Annotated in this window: 26 protein-coding genes; 11 read left to right on the top strand and 15 right to left on the bottom strand. The window is 68.1% G+C overall.

Annotated elements, in window-relative coordinates:
- Positions 1-28: 28 nt before the first annotated feature.
- Positions 29-1,660 carry an ABC-F family ATP-binding cassette domain-containing protein gene (locus ACT86A_RS11515; protein ID WP_445092048.1) on the bottom strand — a complete coding sequence of 544 codons (1,632 nt, stop codon included), beginning with the start codon at positions 1,658-1,660 and terminating at the stop codon, positions 29-31.
- 170 nt (positions 1,661-1,830) lie between these two features.
- Here ACT86A_RS11515 and ACT86A_RS11520 point away from each other — a divergent pair, with 170 nt between their 5' ends.
- The gene (locus ACT86A_RS11520; RefSeq protein ID WP_445092049.1) at positions 1,831-2,595 is read left to right on the top strand and encodes an SDR family oxidoreductase; all 765 of its coding nucleotides are present in this window, start codon (positions 1,831-1,833) and stop codon (positions 2,593-2,595) included.
- Between the two features lie 257 nt (positions 2,596-2,852).
- Here the strand turns inward: ACT86A_RS11520 and ACT86A_RS11525 are convergent, their stop codons facing one another.
- A complete protein-coding gene (locus tag ACT86A_RS11525) occupies positions 2,853-5,063 on the bottom strand; it encodes an MMPL family transporter (RefSeq protein WP_445092050.1) in 2,211 nt (736 codons plus the stop codon).
- Positions 5,064-5,506: 443 nt separating this feature from the next.
- On the opposite strand from ACT86A_RS11525, the gene ACT86A_RS11530 reads away from it, so the two are divergent.
- Both ACT86A_RS11530 and ku read left to right on the top strand, forming a co-directional pair.
- Positions 5,507-6,649 (top strand): lycopene cyclase family protein, encoded by a 1,143-nt coding sequence (locus tag ACT86A_RS11530; RefSeq protein WP_445092051.1) that lies wholly within the window; start codon positions 5,507-5,509, stop codon positions 6,647-6,649.
- Positions 6,646-7,578 carry a non-homologous end joining protein Ku gene (gene ku, locus ACT86A_RS11535; RefSeq protein WP_445092052.1) on the top strand — a complete coding sequence of 311 codons (933 nt, stop codon included), beginning with the start codon at positions 6,646-6,648 and terminating at the stop codon, positions 7,576-7,578. Before ACT86A_RS11530 ends, ku begins: the two co-directional genes overlap by 4 nt.
- A 59-nt stretch (positions 7,579-7,637) precedes the next feature.
- Here ku and ACT86A_RS11540 read toward each other — a convergent pair whose 3' ends face one another.
- From ACT86A_RS11540 to ACT86A_RS11590, 11 genes are all read right to left on the bottom strand, one after another.
- Complete coding sequence (locus ACT86A_RS11540) at positions 7,638-8,249, bottom strand: hypothetical protein (protein ID WP_445092143.1); 612 nt, start codon at positions 8,247-8,249, stop codon at positions 7,638-7,640.
- A gap of 81 nt (positions 8,250-8,330) precedes the next feature.
- A complete protein-coding gene (locus tag ACT86A_RS11545; protein ID WP_445092053.1) occupies positions 8,331-8,489 on the bottom strand; it encodes a hypothetical protein in 159 nt (52 codons plus the stop codon).
- 35 nt (positions 8,490-8,524) lie between these two features.
- Complete coding sequence (locus tag ACT86A_RS11550; RefSeq protein ID WP_445092054.1) at positions 8,525-8,851, bottom strand: DUF3467 domain-containing protein; 327 nt, start codon at positions 8,849-8,851, stop codon at positions 8,525-8,527.
- 96 nt (positions 8,852-8,947) lie between these two features.
- Positions 8,948-9,472, bottom strand: a complete 525-nt coding sequence (locus ACT86A_RS11555) for a hypothetical protein (RefSeq protein ID WP_445092055.1) — start codon at positions 9,470-9,472, stop codon at positions 8,948-8,950.
- Between the two features lie 615 nt (positions 9,473-10,087).
- Positions 10,088-10,459 carry a metal-sulfur cluster assembly factor gene (locus ACT86A_RS11560; RefSeq protein WP_445092056.1) on the bottom strand — a complete coding sequence of 124 codons (372 nt, stop codon included), beginning with the start codon at positions 10,457-10,459 and terminating at the stop codon, positions 10,088-10,090.
- Positions 10,456-10,953: a Fe-S cluster assembly sulfur transfer protein SufU gene (sufU, locus tag ACT86A_RS11565; RefSeq protein WP_445092057.1), complete on the bottom strand. Its 498-nt coding sequence runs from the start codon at positions 10,951-10,953 to the stop codon at positions 10,456-10,458. Before sufU ends, ACT86A_RS11560 begins: the two co-directional genes overlap by 4 nt.
- A 3-nt stretch (positions 10,954-10,956) precedes the next feature.
- On the bottom strand, positions 10,957-12,210 hold the full coding sequence (locus tag ACT86A_RS11570) for a cysteine desulfurase (protein WP_445092058.1): 1,254 nt from the start codon (positions 12,208-12,210) through the stop codon (positions 10,957-10,959).
- A gap of 1 nt (position 12,211) precedes the next feature.
- Positions 12,212-13,018 carry a Fe-S cluster assembly ATPase SufC gene (gene sufC / locus ACT86A_RS11575; protein WP_445092059.1) on the bottom strand — a complete coding sequence of 269 codons (807 nt, stop codon included), beginning with the start codon at positions 13,016-13,018 and terminating at the stop codon, positions 12,212-12,214.
- Positions 13,019-13,056: 38 nt separating this feature from the next.
- Entirely contained in the window at positions 13,057-14,268 is a 1,212-nt protein-coding gene (gene sufD / locus ACT86A_RS11580; RefSeq protein ID WP_445092060.1) for a Fe-S cluster assembly protein SufD, read from the bottom strand.
- Positions 14,268-15,704: a Fe-S cluster assembly protein SufB gene (sufB, locus tag ACT86A_RS11585; protein ID WP_445092061.1), complete on the bottom strand. Its 1,437-nt coding sequence runs from the start codon at positions 15,702-15,704 to the stop codon at positions 14,268-14,270. Before sufB ends, sufD begins: the two co-directional genes overlap by 1 nt.
- Entirely contained in the window at positions 15,701-16,510 is an 810-nt protein-coding gene (locus ACT86A_RS11590) for a helix-turn-helix transcriptional regulator (RefSeq protein ID WP_445092062.1), read from the bottom strand. Before ACT86A_RS11590 ends, sufB begins: the two co-directional genes overlap by 4 nt.
- A 379-nt stretch (positions 16,511-16,889) precedes the next feature.
- On the opposite strand from ACT86A_RS11590, the gene mptB reads away from it, so the two are divergent.
- The 7 genes from mptB (at position 16,890) to ACT86A_RS11625 (ending at position 23,770) form a co-directional block, all read left to right on the top strand.
- Positions 16,890-18,572, top strand: a complete 1,683-nt coding sequence (gene mptB / locus ACT86A_RS11595; protein WP_445092063.1) for a polyprenol phosphomannose-dependent alpha 1,6 mannosyltransferase MptB — start codon at positions 16,890-16,892, stop codon at positions 18,570-18,572.
- A gap of 88 nt (positions 18,573-18,660) precedes the next feature.
- Positions 18,661-19,593 (top strand): ABC transporter ATP-binding protein, encoded by a 933-nt coding sequence (locus tag ACT86A_RS11600; protein WP_445092064.1) that lies wholly within the window; start codon positions 18,661-18,663, stop codon positions 19,591-19,593.
- Positions 19,590-20,381: an ABC transporter permease gene (locus ACT86A_RS11605; RefSeq protein ID WP_445092065.1), complete on the top strand. Its 792-nt coding sequence runs from the start codon at positions 19,590-19,592 to the stop codon at positions 20,379-20,381. Before ACT86A_RS11600 ends, ACT86A_RS11605 begins: the two co-directional genes overlap by 4 nt.
- Before the next feature lie 68 nt (positions 20,382-20,449).
- A complete protein-coding gene (locus ACT86A_RS11610) occupies positions 20,450-21,454 on the top strand; it encodes a COX15/CtaA family protein (protein ID WP_445092066.1) in 1,005 nt (334 codons plus the stop codon).
- Positions 21,441-22,424, top strand: coding sequence for a prolyl aminopeptidase (gene pip / locus ACT86A_RS11615; RefSeq protein ID WP_445092067.1), 984 nt, complete (start codon positions 21,441-21,443; stop codon positions 22,422-22,424). Before ACT86A_RS11610 ends, pip begins: the two co-directional genes overlap by 14 nt.
- Before the next feature lie 204 nt (positions 22,425-22,628).
- The gene (locus ACT86A_RS11620) at positions 22,629-23,507 is read left to right on the top strand and encodes a universal stress protein (protein WP_445092068.1); all 879 of its coding nucleotides are present in this window, start codon (positions 22,629-22,631) and stop codon (positions 23,505-23,507) included.
- Between the two features lie 23 nt (positions 23,508-23,530).
- Entirely contained in the window at positions 23,531-23,770 is a 240-nt protein-coding gene (locus ACT86A_RS11625; protein WP_445092069.1) for a hypothetical protein, read from the top strand.
- 49 nt (positions 23,771-23,819) lie between these two features.
- On the opposite strand, the gene ACT86A_RS11630 is transcribed toward ACT86A_RS11625, so the two are convergent.
- A complete protein-coding gene (locus ACT86A_RS11630) occupies positions 23,820-24,170 on the bottom strand; it encodes a hypothetical protein (protein ID WP_445092070.1) in 351 nt (116 codons plus the stop codon).
- Positions 24,171-24,231: 61 nt separating this feature from the next.
- Between ACT86A_RS11630 and ACT86A_RS11635 the strand changes: the two genes are divergently transcribed.
- Positions 24,232-25,197: a quinone oxidoreductase family protein gene (locus ACT86A_RS11635; RefSeq protein WP_445092071.1), complete on the top strand. Its 966-nt coding sequence runs from the start codon at positions 24,232-24,234 to the stop codon at positions 25,195-25,197.
- A 110-nt stretch (positions 25,198-25,307) separates the two neighbouring features.
- Here ACT86A_RS11635 and ACT86A_RS11640 read toward each other — a convergent pair whose 3' ends face one another.
- A complete protein-coding gene (locus ACT86A_RS11640; RefSeq protein ID WP_445092144.1) occupies positions 25,308-26,240 on the bottom strand; it encodes a heme o synthase in 933 nt (310 codons plus the stop codon).
- Between the last annotated feature and the right edge of the window lie 420 nt (positions 26,241-26,660).

Below are 26,660 nucleotides of genomic sequence, written 5' to 3' on the forward strand. Positions count from 1 at the left end.
CGCGATCAACGGGTTCCTGTGATGAAACTCACGCAAGCTGAATAAGTTCCAGGTATTCGGCCGACCAGTGGTCTTCTGTTCCGTCCGGAAGGAGGATCACCCGCTCCGGAGCCAGGGCCTCCGCCGCACCGGGGTCGTGCGTGACCAGCACCACGGCGCCCGCGTACGTGCGCAGCGCGTCCAGCACCTGCTCACGCGACACCGGGTCGAGGTTGTTCGTGGGCTCGTCCAGCAGCAGCACGTTCGCCGCCGAGGACACCAGACCAGCGAGCGCCAGACGGGTCTTCTCACCGCCCGACAGCGTGCCGGCGGGCTGGTCGAGTTGCGGACCGGAGAACATGAACGCACCGAGCAGGCCACGCAGGTCCTGTTCACCCGCGTCCGGTGCGGCATGGCGGATGTTCTCCCAGACGGTGGCGTTGTCGTCCAGGGTGTCGTGCTCCTGCGCGAAGTACCCGATCTTCAGGCCGTGGCCGGGTACCAGGCCGCCCGCGGTCGGCTGCTCGACTCCGCCGAGCAGCCGCAACAACGTGGTCTTACCAGCGCCGTTGAGCCCGAGCACGACGACCCGGCTGCCGCGATCGATCGCGAGATCGACGCCGGTGAAGATCTCCAGCGAACCGTAGACCTTGGTCAGGTTCTCGGCCATCAACGGTGTCTTGCCACAGGGCGCGGGCTCGGGGAACTTGATCCGGGCCACTTTGTCGGCGACGCGGACATCGTCGAGTTCCGCCAGGAGGCGATCTGCTCGTTTGGCCATGTTCTGTGCCGCAGTCGCTTTGGTGGCCTTCGCGCCGAGCTTGGCCGCCTGGGCGCGCAGCGCACTCGCCTTCTTCTCGGCGTTCGCGCGTTCGCGGCGCCTGCGCTGTTCGTCGGTGGCACGTGCGTCCAGATACTTCTTCCACCCCATGTTGTAGACGTCGGCTTCGCCACGCACCGCGTCCAGAAACCACACCTTGTTCACCACGTCGGCGAGCAGTTCCACATCATGGCTGATCACGATCAGGCCACCGTCGTGGTGCTGCAGGAAACCGCGCAGCCAGGTGATCGAGTCGGCGTCGAGATGGTTGGTCGGCTCGTCGAGCAGCAGAATGGTGTCCGATCGCCCGCCGCTGCCATCGGAGGCGGCGAACAGGATGCGCGCCAATTCGATTCGGCGACGCTGGCCGCCGGAGAGGGTGCGCAGCGCCTGGCCGAGCACGCGGTCGGGTAACCCGAGGCTGTGGCAGATCCGCGCCGCCTCGCTCTCGGCGACGTAACCGCCCAGAGCGGCGAACCGTTCCTCGAGCCTGCCGTACTTGCGGACCGCCTTCTCGCGCTCCCGATCGTCGGCCAGCTCAGCCATCAATGCCTGCTGTTTTTCCATCTCGCGGATCAGCGTGTCCAGACCGCGCGCGGACAGCACTCGGTCACGGGCCAGCACGTCCAGGTTGCCTTCGCGTGGATCCTGGGGCAGATAACCGATCTCGCTGGAACGCAGGATCGTTCCCGCGTACGGCTCGCCCTCGCCCGCCAGGATCCGCAGCGTGGTGGTCTTGCCTGCGCCATTACGTCCGACCAGTCCGATCCGGTCGCCCGCCTGCACGCGCAGCGCCGGCCCCGGGGCCGACAACAGGGTGCGGACTCCGGCCCGGACTTCCAGGTCGGTCGCGGTGATCACAAAATTCTCCTCGCGGATCGTGGTTCCGGACGGGTGCTGCTCGATTGTGCGACCCGACGCGCACAAGAACCACCGATTTTAACCCGGAACGAGCAGACCGCCGACAGCCCGGCGCCCACATGTGACGGCGGTAACGTCGCACGCGGACTACTGCGCTAGCGTGCGATTGCATGAGTACCGATCTATTGGGCAAGAGCGCCCTGGTCACCGGGGGTAGCCGGGGCATCGGCAAGGCGGTGGCGGCGGAACTGCTCGGCCGCGGCGCGAACGTGCTGATCACGGCGCGGAAGCAGGATCCGCTGGAGGATGCGGCAGCCGAACTGCGCGAGCTAGGTCATCCGGGGCAGGTCGTCGCGCTGGCGGGTAACTCCGGCGTCGCGCAGGATCGGGCTGCCGCCGTCGCGCGCGCGGTGACGGAGTTCGGTTCGCTGGACATCCTGATCAACAACACCGGCATCAATCCGGTGTTCGGCTCGCTGATGGACGCCGACCTGGACGCGGTGCGCAAGATCTTCGACGTGAACGTCGTGGCGGCGCTCGGCTACATCCAGCAGGCATACCGGGCATGGATGCGCGACCATGGGGGCGCGGTGGTGAACGTGGCCAGTGTCGCGGGTATCCGCTCGACCGGCGTGATCGCCGCGTACGGGGCTTCCAAGGCCGCGCTGATTCGCCTCACCGACGAACTCGCCTGGCAGCTGGGACCGAAGATCCGGGTCAACGCGGTCGCGCCGGGCGTGATCAAGACGAAGTTCGCGGACGCGCTGTACTCGGCCGACGAGGAACGCGCCGCAGGTATGTACCCGATGAAGCGGCTGGGCAGCCCGCAGGACGTGGCCGGTCTGATCGGTTTCCTGGTCTCCGATGAGGCCGCGTGGATCACCGGCGAGACGGTTCGGGTGGACGGTGGGCTCCTGTCGACCGGCGGGCTCTGACCTGCACCCGGAGATCGCCGGTCCCATCGCGCCGTTCGGCTACCGAAACGCCGGTACGCCGAGCGGGTCAGCGTTCCGGTAGCTCAGGTAGCTCTCCACCGTCGCGTGGTCGACCGCATCGGTGTGATCGCCTGACCCACCGCCGAACCCGGGCCGGGAGGCCACGTCAGCACGGGGGAGCCCACCTCGCTGCGCGGCTGCCCCATCCCGGTCGGGCTCCCCCGAGCTGCCCGACCGGGCCCTACCCGATACTCCGATCAGAGCCGGACGGGCTGGCGCCAATCCGCACGATCGGCGACCGCGGCGGCGGCCGTTCCCTCCTCGATGCCGAAACGCCGGTGCAGCTTGCGCAGTGCTTCCGGTGCGTACCAGTTCCAGTGGCCCAGCAACTCCATCGCCGCGGGCAGCAGGAATCCGCGCACCAGGGTCGCGTCGATCAGCACGGCCAACGGCAGGCCGATACCGAACGCCTTCATGAATGTGATGTCGGAGGCGAGGAAGCCGAGGAACACCAGCGAGATCAACACCGCCGCGGCCGTCACGATCCGTCCGATCCGCTCCAGCCCGGAGGTGACCGCCAGCGCGTTCGATCTGGTGCGCTGGTACTCCTCCCGGATGCGGGCCAGCAGGAACACCTGGTAGTCCATCGCCAGGCCGAACGCGACGCCGAACAGCATGACCGGAACCGGCGGTGGCAAGTCGCCGGTGACGGTGAACCCGAGCACGCCGGACAGATGCCCGTCCTGGAATATCCACACCAGCGCACCGAAGGTCGCGGTCAGGCTCAGCACGCTGAGCACCACCGCCAGCAGCGGCAAGACAACGCTTCCGGTGAGCAGGAACAGCACGGCCATCATGATCAGCACGACGAACACCAGCGCGTACGGCAGTGCCGAGACCACCGCGTCGATCGCATCCGCGTTCGCCGCGGCCACTCCGCCGACCAGCACCGGGGAGGTAGCGGGCGTCGCCCGCACCGCGGCGGCGATCCGGTCCAGTACGCCGGGATCGGCGGTGTCGGGAGTCACCGTGAGGTAGGCGGCGTTCGGCGCACGGAAGCGGTCGTTGGCAGCGGTGGGCAGGGCGAGCAGGCCACCGTGGCTGTAGCTGCCGGTGGCGGTGTCGACCCGGCGGACGTTCTCGAGCTCCGACAGTTCTCTCGCGAAGGCGTCCAATTCCGCTGCGTTGTAGGCGCTTTCGGGCAGCACCGCGAACAGCCCGTGCTGCTCGGTGGCCGCGAACTCGCGCTGGATGATCTCGGTGACCTGGCGGTTGTTCATCGACTCCGGCAACGAACGTTCGTCGGGGAAGCCGAGTTTCACGCCCAGGAACGGCGTGCCGAGGACGAGCAGCAGGGCAGTCACCGCGAGCCCGATGGGCACCGGCCGCATCATCACGAATCGGGCCAGGCGATGCCAGGCGCCCTCACCGGCCGCGGGCCGGGGGGCACGCAGGAACCACCACAGCCGGCCGTTGTCGATCTTGGCGCCGAGCAGGAACAGGATCGCGGGCAGTACGGTCAGCGAGACCGTCGCGGCGATCACCGCGACGGCCAGGCCGGCGTAACCCATCGACCGCACGGCCAGCAGTGGGAAGAACAACAAGCCCGACAGCGCGACCGCGACGGTGCCGGCCGAGAAGGCGACGGTGCGCCCCGCCGAGCGCATGGTTGCCACCACCGCCGCGGCAGGCTGCTTTCCGGCGACCAGTTCATCGCGAAAACGACTGATGATCAGCAGGCTGTAGTCGATCGCGAGGCCGAGTCCGAGCAGCGTGGCGACATTGGTCGCGGTCGCGGCGAGATCGGTGACGCTCGCGATCAGCCACAACGCGCCCATCGTGATCATCACCGTGATCATGGCGACGACCAGTGGCAGGCTGGCCGCGACCAGGCCACCGAAGACCAGCAGCAGCGCGATCAGCGTGATCGGGAAGGCGATGGATTCGCCGAGCACGACGTCTTTCTCGCTCTGCTGCACCGTCTCGTGCAGCAGCATCGCGGAGCCGCCGACACGCACCTGCAGCGGGCCGTGCCCGCCGCCGAACCGCTCGGCGAGATCGCCGACCCGTTTATCGACCTCGGATTCCGTGCCGAGGATGCTGGCCACGATCAAGCCCTTGGCGCCGTCGGCACTGCGCAGCGCGGGTGACTTCTCGGTCCAGTACGAAGCGACACCCGCGACGCCGGACACCGACTTCAGCTCAGCGACCAGCTCGGTCGCCGCGGTGGCCGTGGCGTCGTCGTCCACCGATCCCGGAGTCTGCACCAGCAGTACGAGATTCGGCGTAGCCTCACCGAAGGTATCCCGCAGCACCGCGGCCGCCCGGCTGGATTCACTGGCGGGATCGATGTAACCGCCACCCTGCACTTTGTCGAACAGCGTCGCGCTCAGCGTACCCATCGCCAGCGCGAGCACGACGAACACCCCCAGGATCCACCGGCTGCGCCGCCTGGTCAGTTCGAACACCGCGTCTACCCCTAACTTGTTCCGGCCGAACCGCTTTCGTCGTAGGACTGCCACGGTGTCGCCGGTTCGGCCATCTGCCCAGCGCGCCATCGCGGCGCACCGGCACGCCGATCATTCGCATTCGACCCTCGAAACGGGGCCGGGCAGGTGCGCCGGCGCCCCGGAATCCTAACAACGTGGGCGAAACTTCGGTGGGCGAGAACACATTCCGCGCAGCCCGGACAGCAGAGTTCGCTACGCCGCAGTTCCGGGCGGCTCGACGGCAGCGTCGCCGCGATCTCGCCGCCGATCCTGCGCCGCGGTATTCGCGACGAATTCATCTGAGTTGTGCCTGGCTCCGGCATACCAGCGAGGGCATACGGCACGCACCGCATACCCCGTCGAGCCGGGCTGCCAGTAGGCTCCAGCCAGGCGAGCGAATGAAAGGTGCAGACGATGCACGCATGCGCATCCCGGCGCGCCCGCACGGACGTGGCGTGACAGCCGATCTGGTCGTCTGTGGTCTCGGCCCCGCCGGCCGTGCGCTCGCGCATCGCGGCCTGGCGCACGGGCTGGCGGTCACCGTCATCGATCCCGCGCCACAGCGCAGGTGGACGGCCACCTATGCCGCGTGGGCCGATGAACTACCGGACTGGCTGCCGCCGGAGGCCATCGCGGCTACGGTGCCGCGGCCGATGGCGTGGGGAACTCGGGCCCACCAACTCGACCGCCGCTACGTAGTGCTGAACACCGCGCGTTTGCAGACGTCGTTGTCCCTGTCCGGCGCGCAGATCATCGCGGACCACGCGGTCGAGGTCTCCCCTCGGCGGGTGACTGTCGCCTCGGGCGGGTCGCTGGCAGCCCGAGTCATCGACGCCCGCGGCCTCACCCGTTCGCCCACGCGTGCCGAGCAGACCGCCTATGGCGTGATCGTGAACGCCGAACGCGGCGCAGGCCTCGACCCGCTGTTCATGGACTGGCGCGCCGACAATGGAGCGCAACCCGACGAGACCCCCTCGTTCCTCTACGCCGTGCCGTTGGATGACGAAAGAATGCTGCTGGAGGAGACCTGCCTGGCCGGTCGGCCCGCGGTCACGGGTTCCCGGCTGCGCATGCGCCTGCACCATCGGCTGCGCGCCAGGGGCGTGCGGCTCACCGGCGCGGAACCCGTCGAGCAGGTCCGGTTTCCCCTGCAGGGCGGGCATCCGGGTCCGCACAGGTTCGGCGCGGCGGGCGGGTTCCTGCACCCGGCGACCGGGTACAGCGTCGCCGCGGCGCTGGCCGCGGCCGATGCGGTGGTGGCGGGCCAGGACGTGTGGACTCCGGCCGCGCGGATCGTCCACTATCTGCGCAGCGCCGGACTTCGGGCGTTACTGGCCCTGCCCCCCGCTGACCTCCCATTGTTCTTCGACATGTTCTTCGAACTGCCCGCAGCGGCGCAACATGCGTATCTGTCCGGCCGCACCGACCTGACCGGCACCGTCGACGCGATGCGGACGCTGTTCTCGGTGTTGCCGTGGCGGCTGCGCCGGCGTGTCGGACCTGCGACACTCGGGATTCCGGTTCCCTCGCGCGGGCGTCGGGGTTCGGCCATGATGGAGCAATGAGATCGATCTGGAAGGGCTCGATCGCATTCGGGCTGGTGAACGTCCCGGTGAAGGTCTACACCGCCACCGAGGACCATGACATCCGGTTCCATCAGGTCCATGCGAAGGATGGCGGCCGGATCAAGTACGACCGCGTGTGCACGGTGTGCGGTCAGTCCGTCCCATATATCGATATCGACAAGGCCTACGAGTCTCCGGACGGCGACAAGGTCGTCCTGAGCGACGAAGATTTCGCGAAACTGCCCGCCGCGGAGAAGCATGAAATCCCGGTGCTCCAGTTCGTGCCGTCCGATCAGATCGACCCGATCCTGTTCGACAAGAGCTACTACCTGGAACCGGATTCCAGCACGCCGAAGGCATACGTGCTGCTGGCCACGACGCTCGAGGAGATAGAGCGAACCGCGCTGGTGTATTTCACCCTGCGCCAGAAGACCAGGCTCGCCGCGCTGCGCGTACGCGAGGGCGTCCTGGTGCTGCAAACCCTGCTGTGGCCGGACGAGGTCCGCTCGGTCGACTTCGAATCTCTCGACGGTGTCGCGCGACCCAAGCCGCAGGAGATCAAGATGGCCGAGACCCTGGTCGAGACCATGTCCGACGACTTCGATCCGGATCAGTTCACCGACGAATACCAGATCGAGCTCAAACGCGTGCTCGACGAGGCGATCGCCAGCGGCACCGGCAAGGTGGCCGAGCAGCCCGAGATGGCGCCGAGCGGTATGGACGCCGAGGTGGTCGATCTGGTCGCTGCGCTGCAGCGCAGCCTGGAGGCGAGCGGGCCCCGGACGGCGGGCGGCGGGGCGGCCGAAACCACGCCGAAGAAGGCAGCGAAGAAGACTGCCGCCAAGAGTTCCGCAGCCAAGAGCACCGCCGCGAAGAAGGCACCCGCGAAAAAGGCCGCCAAGAAGACCACTGCACGCAAAGGCGCCTGATCTTCCGCGCCCCGGCACGCTGTTTCGGTGGGTTGCCGATCGCCGGACAGTCGAGCCGGTCAGCCCCCAGCTGCCCGTTCCCGGCCTTCCTCGAAGAATTGCAACAGCGCGGCGACGGTGTTCACCTTGTCTCGCGGACGCAGCGCACCGAACGGAGCGTTCCAGAAGTCGCCGGTGCGCCGCGTCCACGGTCCGACATAGGCGTACGGGCCGGGATGCGCACCATCGCCCGGCGACACTCCGTAGGTCACCTCGTCGAGCGTGGTCGCCAAATCGAAGTGCTCCGGCCACAGCACGGGCATCATATCGGGTGCCAGGCAGCGTAATGCCCGATCGCCCACCGCGAACCACTCCTCGATCAGGCCCGCCGCCGAGCAGTCCAGCCCGATAGCCGCGTCGAGATCGACACCGGTCGTGTCCGGATAGACCCCCTCCGGCGGTCCCGGTTCGAAACCCGCCACGCGCGCCACCGCCCGGTAGGTCCCCTCCAGTCGGGTCCGCCCGTCGGGCCACAGCAACTCGCCGCCGACGATGGACACCGGCCACCGCACGCCCCCGAATCCGCCGTGCACGATCCGCAGCCGAATAGTGCCGAACTCCCGATACTGCGGCCCCGCGATCAGCAACTCCGCTGCCGCGTGCAGCGCCTGTCTCGACCGCGCATATGTCATCTCGTCCACCCCCGAATCATGGCTACTTCCGCCGCCGGACCGCACGGGTTTCGCCTCGAGAGCCGGCTACCGCCGAATGATCTATCCGGTGGGTTCGGGCGCCGGTCGCGGCGTCACGGGGATGAGTTGGTAGCGGCGGCCGGCGATCGGCTCGGGCTGATACCGCACCATCGGGTCGGGCATGATCGAGCAGTCGAGATGAGAGGCGACCAGGATGATCGAGCCGGAGATGGTGGCCATCGCAGGTTTCTCCTGACGCGTATTCGTCTCGGCGGTCATTCGCCGAGGTGGGTGATGTGCCCGAACTGGCGCTCGTAGTTGCTCATGGCGTCGTTCAGCGTCTGCATCAACCGGAAGATCAACGCGGGCGGGAATTTCACCCGTGAGACGACCTGCACCGGTTGCCGCATCACCGGCCCGTCGCTGTTGACGGAACCGGGTTCGGCAGGCAGATAGACCAGGAAGTCGACGGTGAAATCGGTGCGGTTGTACCAGCAGGTGAATCCGTTCGCGTAGACCCCGACGCTCAGGGCTTCGGGTACCACCACCTCGACATCGACTCCCGGCTCCTCGGCAGGGGGTGGCGGGGTCTCCTCGCTCATCCTCGCCTTCCTCTCCCGGACCGGCGAACCGGACGCGCCGGGTTTCCGGCGCGCCGGTTCGTCGGTGTCGCGTTCACTCCGACTCCTGCTGCCGGGTCAGCGACCCTGCAGATGACGAGCCTGCTGACGGATCTGATGCAGCTGCATCTCCCACTGGCCGGACCGGTCTTGGGCACGGCTGGCCTGGTCCTCGGCCTGCTGCGCGAGCTGGGTGGCCTGATCGGCTTGATCCTGTGCCGAGGACGCGCGTTGCTGGCTCTGGCTGGCCTCCCCTTGGGCCTGCTGGGCCTGATTTTGGGCGCGGTCGGCCTCGCTTTGGGCCTGCTGGGCCTGGTTCGCCGCCAGGATCGCCTGCTGGCGAGCCTGCTGGGCTTGCTGGTTGGCCTGGTTGGCGTCCTGCTGAGCGATCTGCGCCTGATGCTGCACCTGACGAGCCTGCGCCTGGGCCTGCCGGGCCAGCCCGGTGGCCTGCATCGCGTACTGGCGTGCGCTCTGCGCTTCCTGGCGGGCTTCGTCCAAGCGCACCCGCAGCATCTCCACCTCCCCGCGGACATCCGCCATATCTTCCCGTCGGCCCTCCGACATCGTCCTGCTTTCGGTGGCCGTGTCCTGTGCTGCCATAACCGAGCTCCCTTCGAGGAAAGTAGTGGATTCCGAGTGGGACGAACTCGTTGACCGGTCCTATTCTTACAGCAACACAAACCGTCTACAGCTACTTTGTAGCAACCATCAGGAAACGCTGATGTAACACGGCCTAGAGGCCGAACCGGGGTGCGTACAGCAAAACATAGCAATCCCCAGGTAAACCAACCGGTGCCGAGCTCAGCGCCACCCGGGAGAGCGAGCCCCGAGTAACCTGCCGCTGAACACGATCGTCGACGTTGGCGCGGCCGATCCTTCACGACCCCGCTCGCCGCATTCGATCCGGTGCCGCTCGACGCGTGGGCACAACCAGCATCGTCATCGAGACCGCAGCCATCGCGGTGATCGTCGCAGGCGCACAGGACATCCAGTTCTCGCCACAGGTCCGGAAGGTACTGCGCCGCCGCGTCACATCCGGCGGTCATCGGGCAGGCGCTGAGACGCACGCCAGCTGCGCGAACCAGGACTTCCCACGCGGGGCGGCAACGTCCACGTTGTGGACGCACTCTGGCGGGAACGGATATGACAAAGCCGCCGACGGCGACACTCGATTCGGAGCGCCGGCGCCGACGGCTACTGCCGGTGGCGGCTGGGTTACACCGTGAACCCGAGGGCACGCAACTGCTCGCGCCCGTCCTCGGTGATCTTGTCCGGACCCCACGGCGGAATCCAGACCCAGTTGATCTTCAGCTCTTCGACCAGTCCGCTGCGCACCAGCGCATTGCGCGCCTGGTCCTCGATGACGTCCGTCAGCGGGCAGGCCGGGGACGTCAGCGTCATGTCGAGGATGGCGACGTTGTCCTCCTCGACCCGCAGGCCGTAGACCAGGCCCAAGTCGACGACGTTGATGCCGAGTTCCGGGTCGACGACGTCACGCATCGCCTCTTCGATGTCTTCGAGCACCTTGACATCCTCGGCGGACATCTCGGCCGGCTCGGCCGTATCGGTGGCCGGTGTGTCACTCATGACGCTTCCCCGTTTCCCATCGGACGTTGCACTCCTTCTGCGGTGGCTGCGAGCTGCTCGGGGCCGATCCGCAGGACGGCGTCCTTGAACGCCATCCACCCGAGCAGCGCGCATTTCACCCGCGCCGGATACTTCGACACCCCGGCGAGGGCGATACCGTCGCCGATCACGTCTTCGTCGCCCTCGATGGTGCCCCGGCTGGAGATCATCTCGCTGTAGGAGTCGACCACCTTCAGCGCCTGTTGCACCGGGAGCCCGATGACCTGATCGGTGAGAATCGAGGTCGCGGCCTGACTGATCGAGCAGCCCTGCCCGTCGTAGGAGACGTCGGCCACGTCACCGTTGCCGTCCAGGTGTACGCGCAGGGTCACCTCGTCGCCGCAGGTCGGGTTCACGTGGTGCACCTCGGCCCCGTACGGCTCCCGCAGCCCGCGGCCGTGCGGGTGCTTGTAGTGGTCCAGGATGACTTCCTGGTACATCTGCTCCATACGCATGTCTTACCCAACCCCGAAGAAGCTCTGGGCCTTCCGCACCGCGGCGACCAGTGCGTCCACCTCGGCCAGGGTGTTATAGACCGCGAACGACGCGCGGGCGGTCGCGGCGATGCCGAAGCGCCGGTGCAACGGCCACGCGCAGTGGTGGCCCACCCGGATGGCGACGCCCTCGTCGTCCAGGATCTGTCCGACGTCGTGGGCGTGGATGCCGTCGACCACGAACGACACCGCGCCGCCGCGGTCGATGTTCTCGGTCGGACCGATCACCCGCACGCCATCGATCCCGGCAAGCCCTTCCAGCGCCGCATCGACCAGCGTGTGCTCATGTGCCGCAATGGCTTCCATGCCGATTTCTTCCAGATACCGCACGGCCGCGCCCAAGCCGACCACCTGTGAGGTCATCGGCACGCCCGCCTCGAACCGCTGCGGCGGCGGCGCGTAGGTGCTGTGTTCCATGAACACCGTCTCGATCATGGACCCGCCGGTGATGAACGGCGGCGTCTGCTCGAGCAGCGCACGGCGCCCATAGAGCACGCCGACCCCGGAGGGGCCGAGCATTTTGTGGCCGGAGAACGCGGCGAAATCGACGCCGAGCTCGCGGAAGTTCACCGGCATATGCGGCACCGACTGGCATGCATCCAGCACCACCAGCGCACCGACGGCCCGGGCCCGGCGCACCAACTCGGCGACCGGCGCGACGGCGCCGGTGACGTTGGACTGGTGAGTGAACGCGACCACCTTCGTGGCGGGCGACAGTTCCAGCGAGTCGAGGTCGATGCGGCCGTCCTCGGTGACACCGAACCACTTCAGCGTTGCGCCGGTGCGGCGGGCCAGCTCCTGCCAGGGCACCAGGTTCGCGTGGTGCTCCAGCTCGGTGATGACGATCTCGTCCCCGGGCCCGACGTGGTACGGGAACCGGTTGTCGGCGAACGCGTAGGTCACCAGGTTCAGCGACTCGGTGGCGTTCTTGGTGAACACGATCTCGCCCGCGTCGACGCCGATGAAACGCGCGATATCGGCCCGCGCGCCCTCATAGGCGTCGGTCGCCTCCTCAGCCAGCTGATGCGCACCGCGGTGCACCGCCGAGTTGCTGGTGATCAGGAAATCGCGTTCGGCCTCCAGCACTCCGATCGGCCGCTGCGCGGTCGCCCCGGAGTCCAAGTACACCAACGGTTTCCCATCCCGAACCGTGCGGCTCAGGATCGGGAAGTCGGCCCGGATGCGGGCGACGTCGAGGGTGCGGACCGTTGCGGTCATCTCAGGCTCCAGCGGTAGCGGACTGGGAAATGTCAGAGGGGGTCGCTGAGCTGTGTGTGAAGCGGACGTAGCCGTTGGCGTCGAGTTCCTCGGCGAGTTCGGCGCCGCCCTCGGCGACGATGCGGCCGCCGACGAAGACGTGCACGAATTCCGGTTGGATGTAGCGCAGAATGCGGGTGTAGTGCGTGATCAGCAGCACGCCGCCGTTCTCGCGCTCCTTGTAGCGGTTCACGCCCTCGGAAACGATGCGCAGTGCGTCGACGTCCAGACCGGAGTCGGTCTCGTCCAGGATTGCGATCCTCGGCTTGAGCAGGCTCAGCTGCAGGATCTCATGGCGCTTCTTCTCACCGCCGGAGAAGCCCTCGTTCACACTGCGGTCGGCGAAGGCGGCGTCGATCTCCAGTTCGCCCATCGACTCCTTCACCTCCTTGACCCAGTGCCGCAGCTTGGGGGCCTCACCGCGGACGGCGGTGGCAGCGGTACGCAGGAAGTTGGACATCGAGACACCGGGAACCTCGACCGGGTACTGCATGGCGAGGAACAGACCGGCACGCGCGCGCTCGTCGACCGACATCGCCAGCACATCCTCGCCGTCGAGAGTGATCGAGCCGGAGGTCACGGTGTACTTCGGGTGACCGGCGATCGCGTAGGACAGCGTCGACTTGCCAGAGCCGTTCGGGCCCATGATCGCGTGCGTCTCACCGGACTTCACGGTCAGGTTCACGCCGTTGAGGATCTTGATGGGCTCGCCGGTCTCATCGGGGTTGGCGACCTCGACGTGCAGGTCCTTGATTTCCAGGGTGGTCATCGAATTCGAATTCCTTTGCGGGGGTATGGGGTCGTTGATCAGGCGCCGACGGCGGCGAGCTCGGCCTCGATGGCCGCCTCCAGCCGCTCCCGAACCTCGGGGACCGCGATCTTCTGAATGATCTCGTGGAAGAACCCGCGCACCAACAGACGGCGGGCCGCGTCCTCCGGGATACCGCGGGCGCGCAGATAGAACAGCTGCTCGTCATCGAACCGGCCGGTCGCGGACGCGTGTCCCGCACCGGCGATCTCACCGGTCTCGATCTCCAGGTTCGGCACCGAGTCGGCCCTGGCGCCGTCGGTGAGCACCAGATTGCGGTTCACCTCGAAGGTATCGGTGCCTTCGGCCGCGGCGCGGATGAGTACGTCGCCGACCCATACGGTGCGGGCGTCGCCCTTCGGCCCGGACGCCGAGCTTGCCGAGTGTCCATCGGACAGCGCCGGATCGCCTTGCAGCGCACCCTTGTACAGCACCCTCGACTTGCAGTTCGGGACCGCGTGGTCGACGAGCAGACGCTGTTCGAAGTGCTGGCCCGCGTCGGCGAAGTAGAGGCCGAGTAGTTCGGCGTCGCCGCCGGGGCCGGCGTAGCGAACGTTGGCGGTCAGGCGCACCAAGTCGCCGCCGAGGGTGACCGAGGTGTGCCGCAGGGTGGCGTCGTGGCCGAGCTGGGCGTGGTGTGCGGTGGCGTGCACCGCGTCGTCGGCCCAGTCCTGCACGGCGACGACGGTCAGCTTGGCGGAGTCGCCGAGCACGAATTCCACGTTCTCCGCATATGTCCCACTGCCACGCTGGTCGATGACCACGGTGGCCTTGGCGAAGCGGTCCAGGCGGATCTGCAGGTGACCGTAGGCAGTCTTGCCCGCGCCGGGGCCGACGATCGTGACGGTCACCGGCTCGGCGACCTCGATCTCCTTGGCGACCGAGACGACAGTGGCCTGTTCGAAGCCCGAATAGGCTTGCGCGGCAACGCGATCCGACGGCACGCCGGCCGTGCCGAGCCGGCTGTCGGCGCGGTCGACCGTCTCCACCGTCACGCCGTCGACCGCGGCGACCGCGACGGTCGCACGACCGTCCCGGACCGCGGTGCCATCCTGCAGTCCGCGCAAGCGCCGCAGCGGCGTGAACCGCCAGGCTTCATCCCTGGCGGAGGGCACCTCGAAGGCGTCCACATCGAACGAGGCGAACACTTCGCCCTTGTTGACCGCGGGGGTGCGGGCCTCGGCCGCTTCGGCAACGTTCTCGATTGCCATCAGCCGACGGCTCCTTCCATCTGCAGTTCGATCAGGCGGTTCAGTTCGAGCGCGTATTCCATGGGCAGTTCCTTGGCGATCGGCTCGACGAAGCCGCGCACCACCATCGCCATGGCCTCATCCTCGGTGAGGCCGCGGCTCATCAGGTAGAACAGCTGATCCTCGGAGACCTTGGAGACGGTCGCCTCATGGCCCATGGTCACGTCGTCCTCGCGGATGTCGACGTAGGGGTAGGTGTCCGAGCGGCTGATCGTGTCGACCAGCAGCGCGTCGCACTTCACCGTGGACTTCGAGCCGTGCGCGCCCTTGTTCACCTGGACCAGGCCGCGGTAGGAGGCCCGGCCACCGCCGCGCGCCACCGACTTCGACACGATGGTCGAGGAGGTGTGCGGCGCGAGATGCAGCATCTTCGCGCCGGTGTCCTGGTGCTGGCCTTCGCCGGCGAAGGCCACCGAAAGCACCTCACCCTTGGCGTACTCGCCGGTCATCCAGACCGCGGGGTACTTCATGGTGACCTTGGAGCCGATATTGCCGTCGATCCACTCCATGGTCGCGCCCGCCTCGGCCTTGGCCCGCTTGGTGACCAGGTTGTAGACGTTGTTCGACCAGTTCTGGATGGTGGTGTAGCGGCAGCGGCCGCCCTTCTTCACGATGATCTCCACCACCGCCGAGTGCAGCGAGTCCGACTTGTAGATCGGCGCGGTGCAGCCCTCGACGTAGTGCACGTAGGCGCCCTCGTCGACGATGATCAGCGTCCGCTCGAACTGACCCATGTTCTCGGTGTTGATCCGGAAGTAGGCCTGCAGCGGAATGTCGACGTGCACGCCCGGCGGCACGTAGATGAACGAGCCGCCCGACCACACCGAGGTGTTCAAGGCCGAGAACTTGTTGTCACCGGCCGGGATGACCGAACCGAAGTACTGCTGGAAGATCTCCGGGTGCTCCTTGAGACCGGTGTCGGTGTCCAGGAAGATCACACCCTGGGCCTCGAGGTCCTCGCGGATCTGGTGGTAGACGACCTCGGACTCGTACTGCGCCGCCACACCGGCGACCAACCGCTGCTTTTCCGCCTCCGGAATGCCCAGCCTGTCGTAGGTGTTCTTGATGTCCTCGGGGAGTTCCTCCCAGGACGCCGCCTGCTTTTCGGTCGAGCGCACGAAGTACTTGATGTTGTCGAAGTCGATGCCCTCGAGATTGGAACCCCAGATCGGCATCGGTTTGCGATCGAAGATCCGCAGCGCCTTGAGCCGCTGGTCGAGCATCCATTCCGGCTCGTTCTTCTTCGCCGAGATGTCGCGGACTACCGCCTCGGAGAGACCTCGTTGCGCGCTGGCACCGGCCGCATCCGAATCGGCCCAGCCGTAACCGTAGTTCCCCAGCGAGGCGATGGTTTCTTCCTGGGTGAGCGGTTGCACCTGGTCGGTGGTCGTCGTCATTCGGCACTCCTTCCGGAGTCGTTCGTTCCTACCGCTGCGGGCTGTGCAGCGGTTTGTGCTGAAGTTTCGGTCTGGGCCAGCGGTGGAACCAGCAATGGCACGTGTGTGGTGCACGCACAGTCGCCGTTGGCGATCGTCGCCAATCGCTGCACGTGCGTACCGAGCAGCTCACGGAACGCCTCGAGTTCGGCCGCGCACAACTGCGGGAACTCCTCGGCGACGTGCGCGACCGGGCAGTGGTGCTGGCAGATCTGTACGCCCGTGCCCACTTTGCGGGTGGACGCGGCGAAACCGGCATCGGTGAACGCCTCGGCGATCTCCTCGGACTTGGCCTCGGTGCGCTCCGGGGTGTGCTCCGCGACCGGTTCGATCCCGGCCACGATAGTGCGTGCCCGTTGCCGGGCGAACTCGGTGATGGCCTGTTCGCCGCCGATCTTGCCGAGCTGCCGCATCGCGGCCCCGGCCAGATCGTCGTAGGCGTGGCCGAGTTTGCCCCGGCCCACCGCGGTGAGCTGGTATTGCTTGGCCGGGCGGCCGCGGCCCTTCTGCTGCCACGGCGCCGATCGGGCGGCACGGGCTTGACCGGAGTCGATCAAGGCGTCCAGGTGCCTGCGCACGCCGGCCGGGGCAAGACCGAGCCTGCTTCCGATGGCGGTCGCCGTGATCGGCCCTTCCTCCAGCAACAACTGGACGATGGCCGCTCGGGTATGGCCCTCGCCACCGGCCGTCGCGAGCGCGGCGACCGACTCGGAACCGGTCCCGCGACCGGCTCCTGTGTCAGCTCTCCGCAAACCCACGGTTTTCACAACATCAGTGTGGCGGAATTCCTTCCCGAAATCTAATAAGGGTCCCCTGACTTCGTCACCTGGACCGACCTGCGCGGATTGCGCGGTGTCAGGCGTCCGCGCAAGATGGGGTGACACCGGCGCCAACCGACCAGAACGCGCAACTCGGCGAGCCCTCCCGGCTGACCTGCGGAATGCCGCGCAGGGAACGAATTCGGTCGGCCGGCACCCGCCGTTCGCCGACCGTCATCGCTCTCGGTGCGCACCACCGACCCGATCGTCGACGGCGCGCGCCGCACCCGGAGTGCGATCCGTCACAGTTGAGAACGGGACGGGGTCCGACCGGAACGGACGATGCCCGTTCGGGTCGGCGACCGCCACCCGAACTAGGCTTCGTCTCGTGGCGGTACTGGAGGGCGCGCGGCGCAGGACACTGGCATTCGGGCGCCGGGCACTCGGACTCGACGTGCCCACGCCCGACCACACGATCGCGGTGCTGCACAGCGACGAATCAGAAGTGCCCGGTCTCGATCGCACCGAGCTCACGCAGCTGGACCGGATCCGCCTGATGGGCGCGACGGGCACGGTGCTGATGGCGATCAGCGCGCTCGGCATCGGCGCGCAGCCGGTGCACCAGAACCCGACCTCCGGCGTACGGGTGCTCGGCATCTTCGCCCGTGCGCACACCGGTTCGCTGGCCATGTGCATGATCGGCACCGTCGTGGTGGTGCTGGCCTGGCTGCTGCTCGGCCGGTTCGCGGTGGGCAGTATCGGCGGCTCCCCCATCCATCGGCTGACCCGCTCGCAGCTGGACCGCACGCTGTTGCTGTGGATCATCCCGCTCATCATGACGCCGCCGCTGTTCAGCAACGACGTGTACTCCTATCTGGCACAGAGCGAGATCGCCGCGCGGGGCATCAATCCGTACGAGCAGGGTCCGGTCGCGGGGCTGGGGATCGACAACGTTCTCACCAACAACGTTCCCACCATCTGGCGGGACACCCCCGCGCCCTACGGTCCGCTGTTCCTTTGGCTCGGTCGCGGCATCGCCGAACTCACCGGCGACAACATCATCGCGGGCGTCTGGGTGCACCGGCTGCTCGCGTTGGGCGGGGTCGCGCTGATCGTATGGGCGCTGCCGCGGCTGTCGGTGCGCTGCGGCGTCGCCCCGGTGAGCGCGCTGTGGCTCGGCGCGGCCAACCCGCTGGTGCTGTTCCACCTGGTCGGCGGCGTGCACAACGACGCGCTGATGCTCGGGCTGATGCTGGCCGGCCTCGAGTTCTGCCTGCGCGCCATCGAGGACACCCATCCGTTCGACGGGCGCGCCTACGCCTGGCTGATCAGCGGCGCGGTCATCATCACGCTGTCCTCGTCGATCAAATTCACCTCGATCATCGCGCTCGGGTTCGTCGGGATGGCGCTGGCACGGCGCTGGGGCGCCACGCTGCGCACCGTCGCCACCGCGGCCGCGATGCTCGGTGCGATCGCCATCAGCACGACGCTTTTCATCAGTTCGGTGAGCGGCCTCGGCTTCGGCTGGATCTACACCCTCAACACAGCCAGCGTGGTGCGCAGCTGGATGTCGCTGCCGACGGTGCTGGGCATCATCACCGGATTCGGCGGCGTGCTGCTCGGCCTCGGCGACCATACGACGGCGCTGCTGAGCATCACCCGGCCGATCGCGGCGGTGGTGGCGGGCTTCTTCACGGTCCGCATGCTGGTGGCCACCGGCACCGGGCGGCTGCATGCGGTGGGCGCGCTCGGCGTGGCGCTGGGCGCCATCGTGCTGCTGTTTCCGGTCGTGCAGCCGTGGTATCTGCTGTGGGCCATCGTGCCGATGGCCGCGTGGGCGACCCAGCCGGTGTTCCGCCTTCCGGCGGTGACGTTCTCGGCGGTGGTGAGCGTGATCCTGATGCCGCGCGGCGCCGATCTCGAAGTTTTCCAGATCGTTGGCGCCGCCATCGCCACGGTGATCGTCGGGGTTCTGTTCATCGTGGTCACCCGCAATGCGCTGCCCTGGCGGGGGCAACAGGGGGTGTCGGCTCCGTCACAGGCGGCCACCTCCTACGGTGTGAGATCGTGACCGAGCTCGGCGAGGGTGCCATCAACGAGGGTGCCATCAATACAGCGGCGATGGGCGCGCGGCAGCCGAGCGCCGGCGAGGCGGCGTCGTGACGCCCGCTTCCGGGCCCGCTGTCAGCGTCGACGGGGTGGTCAAGCGTTACGGCGAGACGACGGCGGTGGATGGTCTGACCTTCGAGGTCGAACCGGCGCAGGTGCTCGCGTTGCTCGGACCGAACGGGGCGGGCAAGACCACGACGGTGGAGATGTGCGAGGGATTCGCCGCACCGGACGCGGGTGTGGTGCGGGTGCTCGGGCTGGACCCCGTCGCCGATTCCGAGCGGCTTCGTCCCCGGATCGGTGTCATGCTGCAAGGTGGTGGCGCGTACCCGGGTTCGCGGGCCGGCGAAATGCTCGACTTGGTGGCCGCCTACTCCGCCGATCCGCTCGATCCCGACTGGCTGCTGCGCACGCTCGGTCTGCAGGACAACCGTCGCACGCCCTACCGGCGTCTGTCCGGCGGCCAGCAGCAGCGGCTGGCGCTGGCCTGCGCCCTGGTGGGTAAGCCGGAACTGATCTTCCTGGACGAACCGACCGCGGGTCTGGACGCGCAGGCCAGGCTGATGGTCTGGGAACTGATCGACGCCCTGCGCCGCGACGGCGTGACCGTCGTGCTCACCACGCACATGATGGACGAAGCCGAGCAGCTCGCCGACCAGCTGGTGATCATCGACCACGGCCGCATTGTCGCCTCCGGAACCCCGGCCGAGGTCACCGCCCACGGGGCCGCCGGGCAGCTGCGATTCTGCGCGCCACCCAACCTGAACGTGGACCTGCTGAAGACGGCGTTGCCGGAAGGCTTCGCCCCCAGGGAGACCGCGCCGGGCACGTATCTGGTGGAGGGCGAGATCACTCCGCAGGTGCTCGCCACCGTCACCGCGTGGTGCGCGCGAATGAACGTGCTGGCTACCGACATCCGGATCGATCAGCGCCGCCTCGAAGACGTTTTCCTGGAACTGACCGGACGGGATTTGCGCGGATGAGCACGCACGATTCGGCCACCAACCGCTTCGAGCCGGGCACCTTCACCCCCGCTCCGCGTCCTAGTTCCCGTGCCGCGATGATGCTCGCGCAGACCCGGCTCGAGCTGATCCTGTTGCTGCGCAACGGCGAACAGTTGCTGCTGACCATGTTCATCCCGATCACCCTGCTGGTCGGGATGAGTGTGCTGCCGTTCGGCGATCTCGGCGCGCACCGGGTGGACGAAATCGTGCCCGCGGTGATGATGGTGGCCGTGATGTCCACCGCGTTCACCGGTCAGGCCATCGCGGTCGGCTTCGACCGCCGCTACGGCGCGCTCAAGCGGCTCGGCGCGACGGCGTTGCCGCGCTGGGGTGCCATCGCGGGCAAGAGCGCCGCGGTGCTCATCGTCGTCGTGCTGCAAGCGATCCTGCTCGGCCTGATCGGCGTAGCGCTGGGCTGGCGGCCCGAACCCCTCGGGCTGCTGCTGGGCGCCGCGGTGATCGCGCTGGGCACCGCCACGTTCGCGGCGATGGGCCTGCTGCTCGGCGGCACCCTCAAGGCCGAGGTGGTGCTCGCCCTGGCGAACATCCTCTGGTTCGTCATGCTCGGTGTCGCCAGCGTCGTGTTCGCCGCCGAAGACCTGCCGCCTGCGGTGAGCGTGGTAGCTCGGCTGGTGCCCTCCGGCGCGCTGGCGGTCACCTTGGAGGACGCGATGCGCGACAGCGTCGACTGGTTCGGCTTGGCTGTGCTCGCGGTGTGGGGCGCAGTGTCCGGTGGCCTGGCGACCCGACTGTTCCGCTTCCACTGAAGCATCCCACGACGAGATGTAGTAGACCGGGTGCAGCCGCCGGAACCGGCCGGGCTACCATCTTCGACGTGCTGTATCGCGCGTTCCTGCGACTCGTCGACAAGCTGCCGCTGCCCGCACTGCGGGTGCAGCGCCTGATCGCGGTCGCGGTGATCCTCTCGCAGGCAGGCATCTCGGTGACCGGCGCTGTCGTGCGGGTCACCGCGTCCGGGCTCGGCTGCCCGACCTGGCCGCAGTGCTTCCCCGGCAGCTTCACACCGGTCGCGGTGTCGGAGGTCCCGGCCATCCACCAGGCGGTCGAGTTCTCCAATCGGCTGCTCACCTTCGTCGTCTCACTGTGCGCCGCGCTGATCGTGCTCGCGGTGACCCGGGCGCGGCGACGCCGCGAGGTGCTGGTGTACGCGTGGCTGATGCCCGGCGGCACCGTCGCGCAGGCGATCATCGGCGGCATCACGGTGCGCACCGGACTGCTGTGGTGGACCGTCGCGACGCACCTGCTCGCGTCCATGGTGATGGTCTGGCTGGCGGTGGTGCTGTACGCGAAGATCGGCCAACCCGACGACGGCATCGACACCGCGCAGGCGCCCGCGCCGCTGCGCTGGCTCACCGGACTCGCCGGTGTCGCGCTCGGCGCCGTGCTGGTCGCGGGCACGCTGGTGACCGCGGCGGGTCCGCACGCGGGTGACAAGAGCATCGAGCGTCCCGTCGAGCGCCTCCAAGTCGAGATCGTCACCCTGGTACACCTGCACTCGCAGCTACTGGTCGGGTATCTCGCACTCCTCATCGGCCTGGCGTTCGGCCTGTTCGCCGCCGGAATCACGCCCGCGGTGCGCACCCGGCTGTTCGTGCTGCTCGCGCTGGTCTGCTCCCAGGCGCTGGTGGGCGTCGTGCAGTACTTCACCGATGTCCCGGCGGCGCTGGTCGTCGTGCACGTGGGCGCAGCGGCGGCTTGCACCGCCGCGACCGCGGCGCTCTGGGCGGCGCTGCGCACCAGGGAGCAGATCGCGCCCACCCCCGGCGCGGCCGACCGGAGCGAGACCGCAGGTACCGTGGTCGCTCGTGGCCACGCCTGACCCGGAATCCGAAGCACGCCAGCCGTTTCCCGACCACGAGCCATACGCTCACGGGCTGCTCGACGTCGGAGACGGCCAGCAGATCTACTGGGAGATCAGCGGCAACCCGACCGGCAAACCGGCGCTGGTCGTGCACGGCGGCCCCGGCAGCGGAGGACGGTCCGGCGCGCGCAAGTCGTTCGACCCTGAGGTCTACCGAGTCGTCCGGTTCGATCAGCGCGGGTGCGGGGCGAGCCTCCCGCACGCCTCGGACCCCACGGTCGACATGGCACACAACACCACCGACCACCTGATCGCCGACATGGAACGGTTGCGCGAGCACCTCGGTATCGATCGGTGGCTGCTGTTCGGTGGTTCCTGGGGCTCGACGCTGATCCTCGCGTACGCCCAGCGGCACCCGCACCGGGTCAGCGAGATCGTACTCGTCGGAGTGACCATGACCCGGCCCGAAGAGATCGACTGGCTCTATCGCGGCGTCGCACGACTGCTGCCGCAGCAGTGGGAGACCTTCCGCGCCGGTGTTCCCCGCGACGACCGCGACGGCGATCTCGTCGAGGCCTATCGCCGGCTGATGGAAAACCCTGACGCGGCTACCCGAGAACTGGCAGCGCGGCGCTGGTGTGCCTGGGAAGACGCCATTATCGCCCACGAGACTCTCGGCAACCCAGGGCAGTACAGCGCCAAGCCCGACGCCGCGCAACTGGCCTTCGTGCGGATCTGCACGCATTACTTCGCCAATGCCGCCTGGCTGGAGGACGGACAACTACTTCGCGATGCCCACCGGCTCGCGGGCATTCCCGGCGTTTTGATCCATGGCCGGCTCGACCTGAGCGGCCCGCTGTACACCGCCTGGCAGCTCGCGCAGGCCTGGCCCGAGGCCGAACTCCAGGTCATCGAGGATTCCGGGCACACTGGCAGCCCGGCTATGCGCTCCGCCGTGCTGCGAGCCGTCGACCGGTTCGCCCGCTAGCTTTCGACAGCGCGGGTAACGGGCAGAGACCAGCCCGTCACCCCGGCTCAGCGCCGGTGTCATGACGCTATCCCGCGAAATGAGGGTCTAAGGTCCCCGCCATCAAGGCCCGCCGACCCCGTTGCGCGCACGCGACGACTGCGAACGTGAAAGTCGACACGCCGCAGTAATCAACCGGAGAACAAGCAATCAACCGGAGACCAGATGAGCAGGCTCGTCGACCGCCAGTCGATAGTCGTCGGAATCGACGGCACCCCCACCGCGCTCGCGGCTGCCCGCTGGGCCGGGGCCGTCGCGAACCGCCTGCACGGCCCGCTCGTGCTGCTCGGTGTCGCGCCTGCCCTCGACTATCAGCTCACCTCGTCGACCGGGATCAATCTGCTCCCCGAACTCCGAGCCGCGGCGAAGAACAAGCTGGACGAGGCGTTCGAGGCGGTGCGCGCCGATCAGCCGCGATTGGAGATCCACCAGCAGCTCGAAGACGGCATGCCCGCACGCAAGCTGATCGAGCACAGCGCTGTCGCGCGCATGGTCGTCGTCGCGGCGAACTTCGGTGACCGGCTCGCCACCTTGCTCCTGGGATCCACCGCGCTCACGGTCGCGAACAAGGCGGCCTGCCCGGTGACGGTGTGGCGCGGCGAGACCGGCCGGCCGCTGCCGGACGGACGTCCCGTACTGGTCGGCGTGGACGGCAGCCCCGCCGGCACCGCGGCGGTCGGCGAGGCGTTCGAGCTGGCGGCGGCGCTGAACGTCGAGGTCATCGCACTGCACGCGTGGAACGATCCCGACCTGCTGCAGTGGACTCCGGTGCCCGACGCCTGGGAGACGCTGGCCCAGCGGGAGGAGGAACTGCTGTCCGAGCGCTTGGCGGGATGGAGCGAGAAGTATCCCGACGTGACCGTCACCAAAGTGATCCGGAAGAACGCGCCTGCACCGGCGCTGCTCGAATTCGCCGAGAGCACCCAGCTGGTGCTGACCGGCAGCCGCGGCCACAACCGCTTCACCGGGCTCCTGGTCGGATCGACCAGCCAGAATCTGCTACACCACGCGCCGAACCCGGTTGTCATCTGCCGAGAACACTAGAACCTCGAGAGGACCTCGACTGTATGCCCCACCAGCAACCTTCCGACGACCGCGACACCAACCTCGCTCCTCTCGCGCCGATCGCAGTGGTACTCGGCCTTGCGATGATCGCTACCGGACTCGTGGCGGTGGTCAGGATTCCCAGGTGGGCAGTGGACTACGGCATCATGGTGATCGCCGCGGATGGTCTCTACGTCGCCCTGTCCGCATGGCTGGTGTACTGGGGTGTCGGACAGCGGCGAAATCGTTCCAGCGACACCTGATCCGGCGATCGAGGCGGCTCCACGGCCGCATCATCTCGCTACGCAGCGCTCATTGTTCGTTGCGCGCCTTCGGGAAACGAGTCTGCTCCGCGACCCATCCCGCCATCTTGGCCCAGTGACCCTCGCGCGGGGTGACAATCGAAGTGAGCTCGCGATCCCATTCATCGGCTTCGGTGAGGCCGTCGACAATGGCGATCAGCTCCTTCGCGGTGTTCAGGTCGGGGACCACCCGGTCACCGAGGACACCATCGGCGCCGACCAGGGTGATCCGGACGCCGCTGCGCCCGATCGGCTGCAGCACGGCCGTGGCGCGACCGCCGTGATCAGCGACGAATCCTTGGATGGATTGCACGACAGCGCCCGACAGCTTCGCCGGGGCCGTGGCGGTTCGATCACTCATGGCACGCAGTTTACCGACCGGTGGGACGCGATCCGGCCGCTCGGGTGTACAACTGGACCCCATGCGTGCCATTCAGGTTTCCCGACACGGTGGTCCCGAGGTCCTGCGGTACGTGGAGGTCCCGGATCCGCAGATCGGGCCCGACCAGGTGCTGGTCGATACGCAAGCGATCGGCGTCAACTTCCTGGACACCTATATCCGCACCGGACGCTACCCACAGGATGTCCCCTACATCCCGGGAGCGGAGGGCTCCGGCGTCGTCACCGAGGTCGGCACGAACGTCACCGAGTTCTCGGTTGGCGACCGGGTCGCGTGGGCGGCCGCGCCGAGCAGCTACGCAGCTGAAGTCGCGGTGCACGCGGCGGTCGCCATCGCGGTGCCGGATGGGGTCGATCCGCCGGTGGCCGCGTCGGCGCTGTTGCAGGGCATGACCGCGCACTACCTCGTCGAATCCATCTACCGGCCGGAGCCCGGGGAGACCGTGCTGGTGCACGCGGGCGCGGGTGGTGTCGGCCTGATCTTGACCCAGCTCCTCGCGGCCCGCGGCGTGCGGGTGATCACGACCGTGTCCTCCGACGACAAGCAGACGCTGTCCCGTGCTGCGGGCGCTGCCGAGGTGCTGCGCTACGGCGACGAGCTCGCCGGCCAGGTGCGCGAACTCACCGACGGGATCGGCGTGGCCGCCGTCTACGACGGCGTGGGCGCGGCGACCTTCGAATCCAGCCTGGCGTCGTTGCGGGTGCGCGGCATGCTCGCGCTGTTCGGCGCGGCGAGCGGGCCGGTGCCGCCGTTCGACCTGCAGCGGCTCAGCCCCTCCGGGTCGCTGTTCGTCACCCGCCCCACCCTCGCGCATTACACCCGCGACCGCGCCGAACTCGTCTGGCGCGCGAGCGATGTTCTCGACGCCATCGCCGATGGCACGTTGAATATCCGGATCGGCGCGACCTATCCGCTCGCTGAGGCCGAGCAGGCCCATCGCGACTTGGAGGGCCGCAAGACAACCGGGTCCATCGTTCTGCTTCCGTGAAGCCCGAGCGGGGCCACTCGAGCGGGCGGCCCCCAAGGCCAGGTAAACATTCCACGCTGACCAGACCGGTGCGCGCTTCCGCGCGAAGGCGGATATCCCGGCGCCGTCGATCAGCTGAAGAAGCTGCCGATCGTGTCCCAGCCGAGCACCGAGTCCACCGCGAGGCCGCAGAACACCACGGCCAGGTAGTTGTTCGACTGCAGGAACAGCCGCAGCGGCTTCACCGATTCGCCGCGCCGCACGCCCGCGTACAGCTGATGGGCCATGAGCAGGAACCACGCTCCGGCCACCAGTGCGACGGCCGCGTACACGACACCGGTCGCCGGCACGAGGGCGAGCGTGGTGAGCACGGTCAACCAGGTGTAGATGACGATCTGCCGGGTGACGGTCCGCTCGGTGGCCACCACCGGCAGCATCGGCACGCCCGCCGCGCGGTAGTCCTCCTTGTAACGCATGGCCAGTGCCCAGGTATGCGGCGGCGTCCAGAAGAAGATGACGCCGAACAGCGCGACAGCCGGCCAGCCGATTCCTCCGGTCACCGCCGACCAGCCGACCAGCGCGGGCATACAGCCCGCCGCGCCGCCCCACACCACGTTCTGTGCGGTACGGCGCTTCAGGCCCAGCGTGTATACGAAGACGTAGAACAGGATCGTCGCGACGACAAGGAGGCCGCTGAGCAGATTCGCTTGCCACCACAGCCAGGCGAACGAGCCGACGCCGAGCGCCACGCCGAAGACGAAGGCATTCCTGGTCGGCACCGCCGCCCGGGCCAGCGGCCGCTTCGCGGTGCGCTTCATCACCTTGTCGATGTCGGCGTCGGCGACACAGTTGAGTGTGTTCGCGCTCGCCGCGCCCATCCAGCCGCCGAACAGCGTGACGAGGATCAGGCGGATGTCGATGGTGCCGCGATCGGCCAGCAGCATGGTCGGGATGGTGGCGACGAGCAGCAGCTCGATCACCCTCGGCTTGGTCAGCGCGATGTAGGCCAGCACTCGCCGCAGCAACCGGGACGGGAGGCCGGGCCCCGGGAACCGGTCGGCCAGCGTCGCCGCGGAGGAGCCGTGCGCACCATTGCCACCCGGCTGTTGCCCAATCCGCACTGTCTCTCCTCGCACGCTGTGCATCGCATCCGGCATGGACCAGCAGCGCTTTCCGACTGGTACGGACGTGCCCGTGCCGGACCGTTGTCCGCCCCGGCGCCCCTGCGACCGGTGCGACGCGACTACTACTACAAAGGATGGTAGTCCCCTGCCGTCCCGGACCTTTCGCTCGCCCCCGCGCAACGGCAGAGGAATGTGGCGAACAGGACCAGCCATTCCGCGCCGTCGAACCGGCCGCACTCGGGACGCCTGCCGCCCCGCACCGCCCGAGCGCGTATGACCCGCTTGGGCAAATCGGCTGCTCCGATACGGACCGCCAAGCCTGCGCGAGCACCCAGCAGAACGGGCGCCGCGCACAACAGC

Source organism: Nocardia glycosmidis (genome assembly GCF_052545115.1).